Source organism: Mycobacterium intracellulare ATCC 13950 (assembly GCF_000277125.1).
In the GTDB taxonomy this organism is placed as follows: Bacteria; Actinomycetota; Actinomycetes; order Mycobacteriales; family Mycobacteriaceae; genus Mycobacterium; species Mycobacterium intracellulare.
This window is the reverse complement of sequence record NC_016946.1, coordinates 4,333,542-4,349,145: the sequence shown is the minus strand read 5'-3', so window position 1 is coordinate 4,349,145 and position 15,604 is coordinate 4,333,542. Positions and strand designations below refer to the sequence as shown.

The window sequence follows — 15,604 nt, the reverse complement described above, 5'->3', positions numbered from 1 at the left end:
TGGATTCACAGGCTTCATCCGAACTTCACGCCCTGGGCCAGCGGCAACTCACCGGAATAATTGACGGTATTGGTACTTTGGCGCATGTAGGCCTTCCACGAATCCGTGCCGGATTCCCGCCCGCCGCCGGTTTCCTTCTCGCCGCCGAACGCGCCGCCGATCTCGGCGCCCGAGGTGCCGATGTTGACATTGGCGATTCCGCAGTCGGATTCGGCCAGGAACCGTTCGGCCTCGCGCAGGTCCGTGGTGAAGATGGACGACGAAAGCCCCTGTGGCACGGCGTTATTGAGGGCGATCGCGTCGCCCAGCCGGTCGTAGGTCAGCACGTAGAGGATGGGCGCGAAGGTCTCGGTCGCCACGATGGCGGTCTGAGCGGGCATGCGCACCACGGCCGGCGCGACGTAGTAGGCGCTCGGCTGCTCGCGACCCTGCGGGTGCCTGCGGTCGCCGTCGATGACCTCGCCGCCGTCGGCGCGCGCGGATTCCAGCGCCCCCACCATGTCGCGGTAGGCGGTCTCGTGGATCAGCGGCCCGACGAGCGTGCCCGGCGCGGACGGGTCGCCGATGGGCAGTCGCCGGAAGGCGGACACGACGCGGTCCACCACCTCGTCGGCCACCGATTCGTGGACGATGAGCCGGCGCAGGCTGGTGCAGCGCTGGCCGGCGGTGCCGGCGGCGGCGAACACCACGGCGCGCACCGCGAGGTCCAGGTCGGCCGACGGGGTCACGATGGCGGCGTTGTTGCCGCCCAGCTCCAGCAGCACCCGGCCGAACCGCGCGGCGACGCGGGGGCCCACCTCGCGGCCCATCCGCACCGAACCGGTCGCGGACACCAGCGCGACCCGGGGGTCGTCGACCAGCAGCCCGCCGAGGTCGCGGTCGCCGAGCACCAGGGAGCTCACCGCGGGCGGGGCGCCGACGTCGGCCGCGGCGCGGGCGATCAGCGCCTGGGTGGCCAGCGCCGTCAACGGCGTCAGCTCCGAGGGCTTCCACACCACGGGGTCCCCGCACACCAGGGCCAGCGCGGCGTTCCACGCCCACACGGCGACCGGGAAGTTGAACGCGGTGATCACTCCGACCACGCCGAGCGGGTGCCAGGTCTCCAGCAGCCGGTGCCCGGGCCGTTCCGACGCGATGGTGCGCCCGTACAGCTGGCGCGACAGGCCGACGGCGAACTGGCAGACGTCGATCATCTCCTGCACCTCGCCGGCCGCCTCGGAGGTGATCTTGCCGACCTCGACGGTCACCAGGGTGGCCAGCTCGCGCTTGTGTTCGGTCAGCAACTCGGCCAGCCGCGCCACCAGCGCGCCGCGCACCGGCGCGGGCGTGGTTCGCCACACCGAAAACGCTTGGGCCGCTTCGGTGATCGCCCGCTCGGCGCGCTCGGGCGTGGTGGGGGCGACGGTGAAGAGCACCTCGCCGGTGATCGGCGTGCTGGCCGGCAGCCCATGAGCGTCCGGCTCGCCGAGGCTCGCGGTGACGCCGATCGCGTCGAATGCCCCCAGCACCCGGGCGCGTAACTGTTCGGTGGTCATGCGCAGGCCTCCTCGTAGAGCGCGTAGGGGTCAGCGATGTCGCGGCCGATCGCCCCGGCCAGCCACTGCGCGTCGTAGCCGGATTCGTCTGGCGCGTCGGCGGTTTCGGCGTCGCTGTCCAGGTTCGACCGGAAGATGCCCGCCGCCGACGCCGGCAGGAAGTCCTCGTAGACGATCGGAGCCGACGGGTCACCGCCGCGGTAGTAGCCCAGCCCCTCGGCGGCCATCTGCTCGTCGGTGGGCGGAAAGTGCTCCGCCCACACCGCGGCCGGGTCGGCGGCGCTCATCGCGGCGTCGTAGCGCGCGCGGCCCTTCGGGGTCAGCGCGACACCGCGGGCCTCCACCTCGCCGAAGCGCACCCGCAGCGCCCCCTCGGTGATCCGGCCGTCGGCGCCGCGGAACCGGCGGGGTTCGGCCAGGGCGCGAAAAGAGGTCTGGCGCAACAGGACCGCCGGCCCGTCGGTGCGCGGCGGCCCCTGGATGGCGTCGATCATCGTGATGCCCCGCCCGGTCATCCGTCGGTACAGATCGTCGATGTCGAGGACGCGCGGCGTCAGGTGGTTGAGGTGGGTGGAGCCGACGCCGGCGATGTCGGCGGCCACCGCGGACACCCGCGACAACTCGTCGTACCAGGACTTGTCGATGGGCTCGGCCGACAAGGCGAACGCCGCCACCGCCGCCGCGACGAACTCGTGCGCGCAGTCGCGGGCGCAGCCGCCGTCGGCGGCGATGGTGCGCGCGCCGGCGAGCAACGCGGGATCGAACAGCCGGCGGCGCGCCAGGAAGGCCTCGACGCGGCGGCGCAGGTCATGGTCGAAGAAGCGCGCGTCGCGCGTGGCCAGCATCGAGGTGAACACCCGAAAAGGGTTGAGCGACAGCTCGTTTGCATCGACCGGCCGGAAGGCGGTCGACACCACCGGGACGGGGGAGGCCGCGCAGCGCAGGTCGTAGTAGCCGACCGGGAGCATGCCGAACGCGGCGAACAGGTCGGCGACCGCGGCCAATTCGGCCGGGCTGCCGACACGGATGGCGCCGTGCCGCTCGGCGGTGACGCGCCGCAGCGAGCCGAACCGTTCGGCGTCGGGCTGGCGCGCCACGACATCGGCGTTGACCTGCTCGCTCACCGCGACCAGGGTGCCGTAAGCGGGCACCTCGGCGGCGTACATCGCCGAGAGGCCCGCCGCGAACAACGCGCGAAGCTGCCACGTCGGCAGCCATTTCGCGCGGGTCACGGCGCGCCGTTCCTGCGATAGTCTCCGGCCATGAGTGAGACGCTCGACGATGTCGACCGGATCCTGGTGCGCGAACTGGTCGCCGACGGGCGCGCGACGCTGGCGGAGCTGGCGGCCAGCGCCCGGCTGTCGGTGTCGGCGGTCCAGTCGAGGGTGCGCCGCCTCGAGGCCCGCGGCGTGATCGCCGGATACTCGGCGCGCGTCGACCCGGAGGCCGTCGGGCACCTGCTGTCGGCGTTCGTGGCCATCACTCCTCTGGATCCCTCTCAACCCGATGATGCGCCCGCCCGCCTCGAGCACATCGAGGAAATCGAATCGTGTCACTCGGTGGCCGGCGAAGAAAGCTACGTCCTGCTGGTGCGCGTCGCGTCCGCCCGGGCGCTCGAGGACCTGCTGCAGCGGATCCGGACGGCGGCGAACGTCAAGACCCGCAGCACCATCATCCTGAATACTTTTTACGCGGACAGGCAGCATATTCCATAAATTATCCTGGCACAGCGCCATAATAGTGTAAAAATCCGGCGTCTTGCCCGTAGCATGGGCGTCATGACGGCCGCCCTGGAACGCTTCGCCCGCGCCGGTCGCCGCCCGGACGCCGACCGCGATCCCGGCCGCGTCCATGAGGTGCTGGCGCGCAGCATGCTGATCGACGGCTTCGACTTCGTCCTGGATCTGGACCGCTCGCACGGCTCCTACCTCTATGACGCCCGCGACGGCCGGCGCTACCTCGACATGTTCTCGTTCTTCGCCTCCTCGGCGCTGGGCATGAACCACCCGGCGCTGGCCGGCGACGACGCATTCCGGGCGGAGCTCGTCACCGCCGCGCTGAACAAGCCCAGCAATTCCGACGTCTACTCGGTGGCGATGGCCCGTTTCGTCGAGACGTTCGCCCGGGTGCTGGGCGACCCGGCGCTGCCGCACCTGTTCTTCGTCGACGGCGGGGCGCTCGCGGTGGAGAACGCGCTCAAGGTGGCGTTCGACTGGAAGAGCCGGTTCAACGAGGCGCGCGGCCTCGACCCCGCGCTGGGCACCCGGGTGCTGCACCTGCGCGGCGCCTTCCACGGCCGCAGCGGCTACACGCTGTCGCTGACCAACACCAACCCGGTCACCGTGGATCGCTTCCCCACGTTCGACTGGCCGCGCATCGACGCCCCCTATATCCGGCCGGGGGCCGACGTGGCCGCGCTCGAGGCCGCGTCGCTGGCCCAGGCCCGCGCGGCCTTCGAGGCCCACCCGCACGACATCGCCTGCTTTGTGGCCGAACCGATCCAGGGGGAAGGCGGGGACCGCCACTTCCGGCCGGAGTTCTTCGCCGCCATGCGCGAGCTGTGCGACCGGCACGACGCGCTGCTGATCTTCGACGAGGTGCAGACCGGTTGCGGCCTGACCGGAACCGCTTGGGCCTACCGGCAATTCGGCGTGCAACCCGACGTGGTCGCATTCGGCAAGAAGACCCAGGTGTGCGGCATCATGGCGGGCCGCCGCGTCGACGAGGTCGCCGACAACGTGTTCGCGGTGCCGTCCCGGCTGAACTCCACGTGGGGCGGCAACCTGGCCGACATGGTGCGCGCCCGCCGCATCCTGGAGGTGATCGAGGCCGACGAACTCTTCGATCGCGCCGCCGCCCAGGGCGCCTACCTGCTGGGCTGCCTCGAGCAACTCGCCGCCGAGTTCCCCGGCGTCGTCCTCGAGCCCCGCGGCCGCGGGCTGATGTGCGCGTTCAGCCTGCCGAGCGCCGCCGACCGCGACGAGCTGATCCGCCGGCTGTGGCGGCGCGCGGTGATCGTGCTGCCCTCGGGCCGCGACGGCGTCCGGTTCCGCCCGGCGCTGACCGTCACGCGCGCCGAGATCGACGCCGCGATGCGGGCCATTCGCGGCGCCCTGACCGACCGGCCCTGACGGCCTGACCAGATCCCCGGGCCGTTTGCCCCGGTTTGTCCGGGGGTATTTATTAGACCCGCCGCCGGGGGGCGTAGCCGCGAGGGTTGTAACCAAAACGACGCGGCTAGCGATGAACGTAGGCGGGGCCGAATCCGGGGAGGTGAGGACGATGCAGAAAGCAGGCCAGCGACCAGGCGGTGACCGCCTGGGACAGGAAGACCGCGAGGTGCTCGCCGCCGTCCGGTTCGCCGCCGCGGCGACGGCCGCCGCCGTCGGCTTCCTGCTGATCGCCGCGGTGTGGGTGAGCACGTGTCCGGCCGGGAGCGTCGACACGGTGGCCTGCGGCCCGCCGCAGCGCACCCTGCTGGCGATCGGCGGTCCGATGATCGCGCTGGCCGGCGGGATCTGGGCGTTCGTGCGCACGTACCGCGTGTGGAAGGCCCGCGGAACCTGGTGGGGATGGCAGGGCGCCGGGTGGTTCCTGCTGACCGTCATGGCGCTCATGGTCGCCATGGGCGTCGCCCCGATCGCCGGTCCGGTGCTGGCTCTTTAGGTTTGCCTCCCCGCGATCTAACGTTGATGGTGCGCTGAGGAGCAGGGAGCAGCCATGGGAGACACCTATCACGACCCCGTCGACCATCTCAGGACCACGCGGCCGCTCGCCGGCGAGTCGCTGATCGACGTCCTGCACTGGCCGGGGTACCTGTTGGTGGTCGCGGGGGTGATCGGCACCTGCGGGAGCCTGGCGGCCTTCGCGACCGGACACCACCACGAAGGCATGACCGCGGGCGTCACCGCCGTCGTCGCCGCGGTGCTGGGTCTGATCTGGCTGGGCTTGGAGCACCGGCGGATACGCAGGCTCGCGGATCGCTGGTACTCCGAACATCCCGAGGTGCTGCGGCAAAGGCCCGCCAGCTAGGGGGCCGTCCGCGCATGCGGCGCCCCGCTTTTCCCGGGTGACCTGCCACGACGTCGCCCGCGGTCAGATCCTGCCGGAAACCCGAATCCGAGATTACGGGCGCCGTCGAGTGGGTATCAGGTGTGCACCATGATGAGTGCCGAAACGGTTGCGTTTGCTTGGACAAAAATGGCGTCACCCCATCATGGGGGACAGAAACACGAGCACATCGACATAAATGCCCACTGCGACCACCAGCAAGACGATCAGCGTGACCCCGGCGATTACTGCGACGCGCCTAAGCCGGCGCGTCCGGTCTGTATCGGTCGCGTCAGGCCCGTCCATGGCGGGCCGGATACCCGGCGGCGATCATGACTGACCGGCTCGAACGCACGGTCCACGGCGGGCTGCGGAGCAGTAGTAGTGTCAGTCAAACCATGCCGGGAGACCATATGAACGATGCTGGATCGCACGCTAACAAGCGTCCGCGCGGCCATCGCGCCGTCGAACTTCACGTCGCAGCTCGGCTGGAGAACCTCGCGATGCTGCGCACCCTGGTCGGCGCGATCGGCACCTTCGAGGACCTGGATTTCGATGCGGTGGCGGACCTGCGACTCGCGGTCGATGAGGTGTGCACCAGGTTGATTCGCTCGGCCACTCCCGACGCGACGCTGAGCGTCGTGGTCGATCCGCAGGACGACCAATTGGTGGTGGAGGCTTCCGCGGCATGCGACACCCACGATGTGGTGTCGCCCGGCAGCTTCAGTTGGCATGTGCTGACGTCGTTGGCCGACGACGTGCAGACTTTTCACGATGGTCGCGAACCCAATGAAACCGGCAGTGTTTTCGGCATCACACTGACGGCGCGACGGGCGGCCTCCAGCAGGTGACACCGCGAGCTGCCGGCGGTTCGGTCTCGCGTCCGAACGAGTACGCCGATGTTCCGGACATGTTCCGTGAGTTGGCCTCCGTCGCGGCCGATTCCATGGAACTTCAGCGCCAACGGGACAAGATCGTCGAGCGCTGCCTTCCGCTGGCCGACCACATCGCGCGCCGCTTCGAGGGCCGCGGCGAGCCGCGCGACGACCTCGTCCAGGTGGCGCGCGTCGGGTTGGTCAACGCGGTGGTGCGTTTCGACGTCGACGCCGGCTCCGACTTCGTTTCGTTCGCGGTGCCCACGATCATGGGCGAGGTCCGCCGCCACTTCCGCGACAACAGCTGGTCGGTCAAGGTGCCACGGCGCCTCAAGGAACTGCACTTGCGGCTCGGCACCGCCACCGCCGATCTGTCCCAACGGCTGGGCCGTGCGCCCACCGCGACCGAACTCGCCGCCGAGCTCGAGATGGACCGCGAAGAGGTGGTCGAGGGCCTGGTCGCCGGCAGCTCCTACAACACCTTGTCGATCGACAGTGGGGGCGGGGGCGAGGAAGAGGAAGCTCGCGCGATCGCCGACACCCTCGGCGACGTGGACACCGGCCTGGACCGCATCGAAGACCAGGAATCGTTGCGCCCGTTGCTCGAGGCGCTGCCCGAGCGGGAACGAACGGTGTTGGTGCTGCGGTTCTTCGAGTCGATGACGCAGACGCAGATCGCCGAGCGGGTCGGCATCTCACAGATGCACGTCTCGCGCCTACTGGCGAAATCGCTAACGCGGCTGCGGGACCAATTGCAATAGCGGCCGGGGGTTTTCGCCCTCATCGACCCGCAGCGGCTCGAGCAGCGGCTCGGCCTTCGGCGTCGTCACCGGGAGCGTGCCGTCCGGATCGCAGACGCGCAGCAACCTCGACACCGCCGGGCTCGGCGCCATGGCCCACGACACCTGCGCGGCCGAGCACACCACGTTGATCCGGTGCAGGGTCGAAAAGCCCGCGGTGCCAATGAACTTCAGGCCGCGCAGGTCGAGGATCACCCGCCGGGAGCGGTTGACGCTCTGTTGGACGTACGCGGCGAGCTGATCCGCATTGGCCGCGTCGAGCTCACCGTCGACCGTGATCAGGGTGCCCGTCGGGCCCCACCGGGCGGTGAACTGCGCCGTGCGGCTTTGTTGCCACGATTGCGCCACAGACATTGCTGACTCCATCCGTGCGGAGGATTCCTGCTGTGGAATACGTCAGCCGACTGCAAAAAGTTCGCAGAAGCAGGGAGTTTCGCCTGTCCCCACGCCAACAACGTACCCCGGGCGGCGGCTGTGAACTCAACCTTGCCCGCCACCCTACTCGTGGTGGCCAGGGGCGACAACGCTCCCGGTGATCCCGGTGAAGTCCGTCGGGCCGCTACTTGATCTCGGCCAGCACCGTGCCCTGCGTGATGGCCGCACCGGGCTCGACCGCGAGCCCGGTGATGACGCCGTCCTTGTGCGCGGTGACCGGGTTCTCCATCTTCATCGCCTCGAGGACCACCACCAGGTCGCCGGCGGCAACCTCCTGGCCCTCCTCGACGGCGACCTTGACCACGGTGCCCTGCATGGGCGCGGTGACCGCGTCGCCGGAGGCGGCCGCACCGGCGTGCGCCCCCCGCTTACGGGCCTTGGGCTTCTTGCGGATGACACCCGCCTCGCCGCCGCCGGAGCCCCCGCCCGACAGCGCCAGGTCACCGGGCAGCGACACCTCGAGCCGGCGGCCGCCGACCTCCACGACGACCTTCTGGCGGGGCCGGGCGTCGGCTTCGTCGTCGAGGGGCTCGCCGGCGGTGAACGGTTCGATGGTGTTGTCCCACTCGGTCTCGATCCAGCGCGTGTGGACCGAGAAGCTCTCGCCGTCACCGATGAACGCCGGGTCACTCACGACGGCGCGGTGGAACGGGATGACCGTGGCGAGCCCCTCGACGTGGAATTCGTCCAGGGCGCGACGGGAGCGGGCCAGCGCCTCCTCGCGGGTGGCGCCGTACACGATCAGCTTGGACAGCATGGAGTCGAACTGCCCGCCGATGACCGAACCGGCCTCGACGCCCGAATCCAGCCGGACCCCGGGCCCGGTCGGGATGTCGTAGCGGGTGACCGGGCCGGGCGCCGGCAGGAAGCCTCGCCCGGCGTCCTCGCCGTTGATCCGGAACTCGATGGCGTGCCCGCGCGGGGTGGGGTCCTCGGTGAGGTCCAGCTTCTCGCCGTTGGCGATCTTGAACTGCTGCAGCACCAGGTCGATGCCGGCGGTCTCCTCGGTGACCGGGTGCTCGACCTGCAGGCGCGTGTTGACCTCCAGGAAGGAGATCAGGCCGTCCTGGCCGACCAGGTATTCGACGGTCCCGGCGCCGTAGTAGTGGGCCTCCTTGCAGATCCGCTTGGCCGACTCGTGGATCTCCTTGCGCTGCGCGTCGGTCAGGAACGGCGCGGGCGCCTCTTCCACCAGCTTCTGGAACCGGCGCTGCAGCGAGCAGTCGCGGGTGCCGGCGACGATGACGTTGCCGTGCTGGTCGGCGATCACCTGCGCCTCCACGTGGCGCGGCTTGTCCAGGTAGCGCTCGACGAAGCACTCGCCGCGGCCGAACGCCGCGACGGCCTCACGCACGGCCGACTCGTAGAGGTGCGGGATCTCCTCGATGGTGCGGGCCACCTTCATGCCGCGGCCGCCGCCGCCGAAGGCGGCCTTGATCGCGATCGGCACGCCGTACTCCTTGGCGAATGCCACCACCTCGTCGGCGTCCTTGACGGGGTCGGGGGTGCCGGGCACCAGCGGCGCCTGGGCGCGGGCGGCGATGTGGCGGGCGGTGACCTTGTCACCGAGGTCGCGGATGGACTGCGGGCTGGGGCCGATCCAGATCAGGCCTGCGTCTAGCACAGCCTGAGCGAAATCGGCGTTCTCCGAGAGGAATCCGTAGCCGGGGTGCACGGCGTTGGCGCCGGACTTGGCCGCCGCGTCGAGGAGCTTGCCGAAGTCCAGGTAGGACTCCGCGGACGTCTGACCGCCCAACGCGAACGCCTCGTCGGCCAGCCGCACGTGCGGCGCGTCGGCGTCGGGTTCGGCGTACACCGCCACGCTGGACAGGCCCGCGTCGCGGGCCGCGCGGATCACCCGGACAGCGATCTCGCCGCGGTTGGCGACGAGGACTTTGGAGATCCTCGAGCTGGCGTGACTGGCCACAGCGCCTCCTGTATGGCATCGGTCGCAGACGTATTTCTGCGGGGCTTCTCTAAGAGAATTTCTTACAACGAGTTCTCGGGAAGTCTAAGCGCCGCGCCGTTGGGCCGACGAGGCGGTCCGGGTTTATCCGGTCGACTCGCGCAGCCTGCGCTTGATGCGCGCGAGCATCGCCGACAGGCCGCGCAATCGCAGCGGGCTGATCAGCGCGGCCAACCCGAGGTCGTCGTAGAAATCCTCGGGCACCGCCAGGATTTCGGCGGCCGGCTGCTCGTCCAGGCCGGTGGCCAGGATCGACGCGAAACCCCGGGTGGTCGGCGATTCGGCGGGCGCGCTGAAGTGCAACCGCACCCGGTTCGGGTCGCTGGCGTCGACGTGCAGAAACAGCGGCGTCTGGCACTCGGGCACCGGCTCCATGGCCCGCTCTTCGAGCTCGGGCGGCAGGTCCGGCAGCTCGTCGGCGAATTCCAGCAGCAGCTTCAGCTTGTCCTGGCCCTCGACCTCGGCGAAGTCGGAGACCACCTCGGCCAGCGGCGCGGGCATGCTCATGACGAACCCATCAAACGGAGACGGGCCCCGGTGCCGGTCCCGGTTCGGGGCCCGCGACGATCGGGGTGCGCACGGTGTTGCCCCACTCGGTCCACGACCCGTCGTAGTTGCGCACGCCGGGCTTGCCCAGCAGGTGCGTCAGGACGAACCACGTGTGGCTGGACCGTTCGCCGATGCGGCAGTACACGACGGTCTTGTCGTCGGGCTCGAGGAAGCCATAGAGCTCCTCGAGTTCCTCGCGGCTGCGGAAGCGGCCGCTCTCGTCGACCGCCTTGGCCCACGGGATCGACCGGGCGGTGGGGATGTGGCCGCCGCGCAGCACGCCCTCCTCGGGGTACTCGGGCATGTGCGTGCGTTTGCCGGTGTACTCGTCGGGCGAGCGCACGTCGATCAGCGGCTGGCTGCCGAGGATCCCCAGCACGTCGTCCTTGAAGGCGCGGATGGGCTCGTCGTTGCGCGTGACGACGGGGTAGCCGGTGGACGTCTTGGTGGGGACGTCCAGCGTGGTCTCCCGGCGTTCGGCCAGCCACAGGTCGCGGCCGCCGTTGAGTAGGCGCACGTCCGGGTGGCCGAACAACGTGAACACCCACAGCGCATAGGCGGCCCACCAGTTGCTCTTGTCGCCGTAGATCACCACGGTGTCGTCGCGGGCGATGCCCTTGCGGTCCATCAACTCCGCGAACTGCGCACCGTCGATGTAGTCGCGGACCCGCGGGTCGTTGAGATCGGTGTGCCAGTCGACTTTCACCGCACCGGGGATGTGGCCCACGTCATAGAGCAGCACGTCCTCGTCGGACTCGACGATCACCAGGCCGGGGGTGCCCAGGTGGGCCGACAGCCAGTCGGCCGTGACCAGTCGCTCGGGGTGGGCGTAGTTCGACAGTGTCGGGCTTGGATCGGGGGGTAATGCCACGCTGCCGAGCCTACTCATCCCGGGATTTCGTCACCAACGTCGACTAGTTGCCGCGGTTGGAGCGGGATTCGGCCCCACAATTCGGCGCTCGGGGTCAATTGCCGGCCCACAGCGCGGCCACCGACAGCCCGGCCCGCCCCAGCAGGCGCCGCAGCAGCGGCAGGCTCACGCCGATCACGTTCGACGGGTCGCCGTCGATGCCGTCGACGAACCAGCCGCCCAGCCCGTCGAGGGTGAAGCCGCCAGCCACGTGCCACGGTTCGCCGCCGGCCACGTAGGCGCGCAGATCGGTCTCCGTCGGTTCGGCGAAATAGACTGTGGTGCAAGCGGATTCGACCTCGCAATGGGTGATCGCGCCGTCGGACATCCGCAGCAGGCAGTGCCCGGTGTGCAGCCCGCCGGAGCGCCCGCCCATGCGGCGCCACTGGCTCGCCGCGGCGTCGGCCGACCCGGGCTTGCCGCACAGCCGGCCGTCGAGGGAAAGCATCGAATCACAGCCAAGGACAACGCAATCGGCCGCGACGGCGCCGTCCAGCCCGCCGGCGACCTGTTCGGCCTTGGCCCGGGCCAGGGCGCACACCACGTCGGGCGGCTCCGCGCCGGGTCCCAGCGCGGCCGCGACCGCGTCCTCGTCGACGCCGGACACCACGACCAGCGGGTCGACGCCGGCCTGACGCAACACCTTGAGCCGGCCGGCCGAGGCCGACGCCAGCACCAGGCGGGTCAATGCCTCATGTGGGTCATTTGCTGGAACGTGAGCCGCTGGTAGTTCGACATCGCGAACCGCAGCCGGTCGACCGGCAGACCCCAGCGGGTCTCCTCGGGCTGTTCGGGCTCGGGCGCACCGCCGACGCTGCCCAGCACCGCGACCAGCGCGGCCACCTCCTCGACGGTGGGTTCGCCCTTGAGGATCTGGATGTGCGGCTCGTGCGCCTCGGGCGCGGCTTCGGTTGCCGCAGAACCGTTTTCGTCACTCACAGCGGCCGAATTGTTCGTCTCGTTCCCGTCGCTCACTCGACTCACAGCGGAATGTTCCCGTGCTTCTTGGGGGGCAGGTGGGCGATCTTGCGTTCCAGCAGGCGCAGCGCCGTGCCAATGTAGCCGCGGGTGTGCGAGGGCGGGATCACCGCGTCGACGTATCCGCGCTCGGCGGCGACGTACGGGTTGACCAGGGTGTCCTCGTACTCCTGCTGCAGCTGCAGGCGCAGCGCGTCGACGTCCTTGCCCTCCTTGGCCGCCTCGGAAAGCTGCTTGCGGTAGACGAATCCGACGGCGCCGGAGGCCCCCATCACGGCGATCTGCGCCGACGGCCAGGCGATATTGACGTCGCAGCCCATGTCCTTGGAGCCCATGACGCAGTAGGCGCCGCCGTAGGCCTTGCGGGTGATGACGGTGATCTTGGGGACGGTGGCCTCGCCGTAGGCGTACAGCAGCTTGGCGCCGCGCCGGATGATGCCGTTGTACTCCTGGCCGGTGCCCGGCAAAAAGCCCGGCACGTCGACCAGCATGATGATCGGGATGTTGAAGCAGTCGCAGGTCCGCACGAAGCGGGCCGCCTTCTCCGAGGCGTTGATGTCCAGGCAGCCGGCGAACTGCGTCGGCTGGTTGGCCACGATCCCGACCGGGCGGCCGTCGATGCGGCCGAACCCGACGACGATGTTCTGCGCGTAACCCCCCTGGACTTCCAGGAATTCGTCGTCGTCGAGGATGCGGGTGATCACCTCGTGCATGTCGTAGGGCTGGTTGGGCGAGTCCGGGATCAGCGTGTCCAGCTCGAGGTCCTCCTCGGTGAGGTTGTCCTCGATGGCGCCGGGCGGGTGCGGCTCGGCGTAGCGGGGCGGGTCGGTCGCGTTGTTGGGCGGCAGGTAGCTCAGCAGGTCGCGGACCCAGTCGAAGGCGTCCTGCTCACCGGAGGCGACGTAGTGCAGGGTGCCCGACTTGGCCATGTGGGTGTGGGCGCCGCCCAGCTCCTCCATGGTGACGTCCTCGCCGGTCACGGTCTTGATGACGTCGGGCCCGGTGATGAACATCTGGCTGGTCTGGTCGACCATGACCACGAAGTCGGTCAGCGCGGGGGAGTAGACGTGCCCACCGGCGGCGGCCCCCATGATCAGCGAGATCTGCGGGATGACGCCGGAGGCCAGGATGTTGTTGCGGAAGATGCGGCTGTAGAGGCCGAGCGAGACGACGCCCTCCTGGATGCGCGCCCCCGCGCCGTCGTTGATGCCGATCAGCGGGCGCCCGGTCTTGATCGCCAGCTCCTGGACCTTGACGATCTTCTCGCCGTACACCTCGCCGAGGCTGCCGCCGAACACCGTGGCGTCCTGGCTGAAGATGCACACGTCGCGGCCGTCGATGGTGCCGTAGCCGGTGATCACGCCGTCGCCGAGCGGGCGGTTGTTCTCCAGGCCGAAGTTCTTGCTCCGGTGCCGGGCCAGCGCGTCGAGCTCGACGAACGAGTCCTCGTCGAGCAGGGCGAGGATGCGCTCGCGGGCGGTCAGCTTGCCCTTGGCGTGCACCTTCTCGACGGCCTCTTCACCCACCGGGTGCAGCGACTCCTCGCGGCGCTTGTGCAGTTCGGCCAGCTTGCCCGCGGTGGTGTGGATGTCGATGGTGTGTTCGGCAGCGGGTTCCGCGGTGTGGTCGGTAACGCTCGTCATGGGAGTCGAGCTTAGCGTGGCTGGTAGCCCGTCCGTTTCATGGGCTTTAAAGGGGTTTGAAGGGCTTTGACGGTAACCTCCGCTGATGAACGCCGATCCGGCGCGCATGTCGCAACTGGGTTCCGATTCCGCCTCTGTGCTGCGGATCATCTCCCACTTCGACCGGCTCCACGAGTCGGCGGCCGACGCCGACACCGTGGTGCGCTGCGCGGCGTTGCTGGCCGAGTGCCCGATCGGCGCGCGGTGGGCGTCGGGCACCGTGATTCGTTACGACGCGACGGGCGGCCTGGAACCGGGCGGGGATGTGCCGCCGCCGGCACCGGCGGACGAGCCGAGCGTGTGGCTGGAGCGCGACGGTCCCGGGCACGCCCTCGATCCGGTGCTGCTCGATCGGTTGGCCCACACGCTGCGCGCGGTGCCGGCGCGCGCCGGGGCGTCGGGCGAGTTGCACATCGGGGACCCGGCGCTGCTCGAAGTCGTGCTGTCCGGCAAGGAGCGCCGGGAGGATCGGGTGCGGGCGGTCCGCCTGCTCGGGCTGGACGAGAAGCGCAACATCTGCGTGCTGGCGGTGTCGGCGCACTCGCCGCCCGAGGCGCTGCGGATCATCGCCCGCCAGCTTCCGGGCTCGTCGGTGCGCTCGACCGCCATCGGGAACGCGACGGCCGTGCTGTGCCAGGGGCCCATCGACACCCGGGCGCTCTCCGACGGGCTGGAGGGCGCGATCACCACCGCGTTCCCGGGACGGCGCACCGAGGGGGCGAACCGGGGTCCCTGGGTCGGCATCGGTGCCAGCGTCGAAGCGCTGGCCGCGGCCACCTCCTGGCAGCAGGCGCTGGGCGCGCTGCGCTTCGCGTCGTCGACCGGTTACGGCAGGCGCGCCGTGGCCTACGAGCGGCTCAGCGCGCTGGAGCTGTTGGCCGACATCCCCCTGGAACGGGTGCGTCGGCAACGAGATGTGTTGCGGATCGACGAGATTGCCGCGACACCTACGGGTGCGCTCGACGTCGACACCGTGGAGGCCTTCCTCGTATTCGGGTCGCTGCGGCGCACGGCCGCCGAACTGCATCTGCATCACAGCACCGTCGCGGCGCGGCTCGCGCATGTGGGGTCGCAGATGGGGTGGGATCTCAACGATCCGATGGACCGGTTCATCGCCACGCTGGTGCTCATGATCCGGCGGATCGCGCTGTCCTCGACCGAACTCGACGAACCGGAACAGGCCTGACCGACGAGCGTCGGGCGGATCGGCGAATACGGGCGACGGCTGGCGGATGACCGCGGGCCGGCGGATTCGTGATGATGACCGCATGGCGATCATCGACCCCAACCGGACCTGGGAACCGCTGGAGAGGCGGTTGGCCGAAACCACCAACGAGCGGCACCGGGCGGTGCTGAGCGTGGTGATCGAACATATGAAGGCCGAGGCCGCACCGGATTTGGAGCGGTTGATGGCGACGCTGAGCCCCGATCCCGCCTACCACTTTTGGCACGGGGCCCAGGATGTGGGCGCGAAAACCACCGACGGGGTGCGCAGCTACTACGTCGACTTCCTGGCGACCCGCACCAACATTCTCGAGTTCGAGGTGCAGCGGCTCGTCGTCGACGACGACTGCCTGGTGACCGAGGGTCTGCTCAAGCAGCTCTACCCGGCGGCGGAGCTGACGCGCATCCTCGGGATGCCGGTCGACGACCCCGACGGGGATTACCTGGTGGTGTTCCGGCAGCTGCTGCTGTGGCCAATCGACAAGAGCGGCAAGATCATTGGTGAGGACTCCTACAACCCCGGTGTGGTCAGCGTGACCAAGCTGTCCCGCGACGAGCTGCCGCAGGAGTACCTGGACCTCGTGCACGCGTCGGCCTGAG

The 15,604-nt window shown here is 69.8% G+C and carries 17 protein-coding genes; 8 read left to right on the top strand and 9 right to left on the bottom strand.

Annotated elements, in window-relative coordinates; translation table 11 throughout:
• Positions 1 to 14: 14 nt before the first annotated feature.
• Both amaB and hglS read right to left on the bottom strand, forming a co-directional pair.
• Entirely contained in the window at positions 15 to 1,535 is a 1,521-nt protein-coding gene (gene amaB / locus OCU_RS45005) for an L-piperidine-6-carboxylate dehydrogenase (protein WP_014380997.1), read from the bottom strand.
• Positions 1,532 to 2,767 (bottom strand): 2-oxoadipate dioxygenase/decarboxylase, encoded by a 1,236-nt coding sequence (gene hglS / locus OCU_RS45000; RefSeq protein WP_014380996.1) that lies wholly within the window; start codon positions 2,765 to 2,767, stop codon positions 1,532 to 1,534. Before hglS ends, amaB begins: the two co-directional genes overlap by 4 nt.
• Positions 2,768 to 2,797: 30 nt before the next feature.
• On the opposite strand from hglS, the gene OCU_RS44995 reads away from it, so the two are divergent.
• The 6 genes from OCU_RS44995 to OCU_RS44970 all read left to right on the top strand — a co-directional run bounded on the left by OCU_RS44995 (position 2,798) and on the right by OCU_RS44970 (position 7,221).
• On the top strand, positions 2,798 to 3,250 hold the full coding sequence (locus OCU_RS44995; RefSeq protein WP_008259938.1) for an Lrp/AsnC family transcriptional regulator: 453 nt from the start codon (positions 2,798 to 2,800) through the stop codon (positions 3,248 to 3,250).
• Positions 3,251 to 3,313: 63 nt separating this feature from the next.
• On the top strand, positions 3,314 to 4,666 hold the full coding sequence (gene lat / locus OCU_RS44990) for an L-lysine 6-transaminase (protein ID WP_041787223.1): 1,353 nt from the start codon (positions 3,314 to 3,316) through the stop codon (positions 4,664 to 4,666).
• 151 nt (positions 4,667 to 4,817) lie between these two features.
• Positions 4,818 to 5,201, top strand: coding sequence for a hypothetical protein (locus tag OCU_RS44985; protein WP_014380994.1), 384 nt, complete (start codon positions 4,818 to 4,820; stop codon positions 5,199 to 5,201).
• Positions 5,202 to 5,255: 54 nt separating this feature from the next.
• A complete protein-coding gene (usfY, locus tag OCU_RS44980; protein ID WP_008259932.1) occupies positions 5,256 to 5,567 on the top strand; it encodes a protein UsfY in 312 nt (103 codons plus the stop codon).
• 431 nt (positions 5,568 to 5,998) lie between these two features.
• Positions 5,999 to 6,436, top strand: coding sequence for an ATP-binding protein (locus tag OCU_RS44975; protein WP_008259930.1), 438 nt, complete (start codon positions 5,999 to 6,001; stop codon positions 6,434 to 6,436).
• Entirely contained in the window at positions 6,433 to 7,221 is a 789-nt protein-coding gene (locus OCU_RS44970) for an RNA polymerase sigma factor SigF (RefSeq protein WP_008259929.1), read from the top strand. Before OCU_RS44975 ends, OCU_RS44970 begins: the two co-directional genes overlap by 4 nt.
• On the opposite strand, the gene OCU_RS44965 is transcribed toward OCU_RS44970, so the two are convergent.
• From OCU_RS44965 to OCU_RS44935, 7 genes are all read right to left on the bottom strand, one after another.
• A complete protein-coding gene (locus OCU_RS44965; protein ID WP_029384334.1) occupies positions 7,192 to 7,626 on the bottom strand; it encodes an STAS domain-containing protein in 435 nt (144 codons plus the stop codon). The two genes, OCU_RS44970 and OCU_RS44965, sit on opposite strands and share 30 nt — an antisense overlap.
• 193 nt (positions 7,627 to 7,819) lie before the next feature.
• Complete coding sequence (locus tag OCU_RS44960) at positions 7,820 to 9,622, bottom strand: acetyl/propionyl/methylcrotonyl-CoA carboxylase subunit alpha (protein ID WP_009953248.1); 1,803 nt, start codon at positions 9,620 to 9,622, stop codon at positions 7,820 to 7,822.
• A gap of 123 nt (positions 9,623 to 9,745) precedes the next feature.
• Positions 9,746 to 10,168, bottom strand: coding sequence for a SufE family protein (locus tag OCU_RS44955; protein ID WP_009953247.1), 423 nt, complete (start codon positions 10,166 to 10,168; stop codon positions 9,746 to 9,748).
• A gap of 10 nt (positions 10,169 to 10,178) precedes the next feature.
• Positions 10,179 to 11,081 carry a sulfurtransferase gene (locus tag OCU_RS44950; protein WP_014380993.1) on the bottom strand — a complete coding sequence of 301 codons (903 nt, stop codon included), beginning with the start codon at positions 11,079 to 11,081 and terminating at the stop codon, positions 10,179 to 10,181.
• 94 nt (positions 11,082 to 11,175) lie between these two features.
• A complete protein-coding gene (locus OCU_RS44945; protein WP_014380992.1) occupies positions 11,176 to 11,808 on the bottom strand; it encodes a Maf family protein in 633 nt (210 codons plus the stop codon).
• A complete protein-coding gene (locus tag OCU_RS44940) occupies positions 11,805 to 12,095 on the bottom strand; it encodes an acyl-CoA carboxylase subunit epsilon (RefSeq protein WP_014380991.1) in 291 nt (96 codons plus the stop codon). Before OCU_RS44940 ends, OCU_RS44945 begins: the two co-directional genes overlap by 4 nt.
• A 5-nt stretch (positions 12,096 to 12,100) precedes the next feature.
• On the bottom strand, positions 12,101 to 13,741 hold the full coding sequence (locus tag OCU_RS44935) for an acyl-CoA carboxylase subunit beta (protein ID WP_008259921.1): 1,641 nt from the start codon (positions 13,739 to 13,741) through the stop codon (positions 12,101 to 12,103).
• A gap of 85 nt (positions 13,742 to 13,826) precedes the next feature.
• Here OCU_RS44935 and OCU_RS44930 point away from each other — a divergent pair, with 85 nt between their 5' ends.
• Positions 13,827 to 14,966, top strand: coding sequence for a PucR family transcriptional regulator (locus OCU_RS44930; protein WP_014380990.1), 1,140 nt, complete (start codon positions 13,827 to 13,829; stop codon positions 14,964 to 14,966).
• A gap of 82 nt (positions 14,967 to 15,048) precedes the next feature.
• Positions 15,049 to 15,603, top strand: a complete 555-nt coding sequence (locus OCU_RS44925) for a nuclear transport factor 2 family protein (RefSeq protein WP_456152493.1) — start codon at positions 15,049 to 15,051, stop codon at positions 15,601 to 15,603.
• Position 15,604 lies beyond the last annotated feature (1 nt).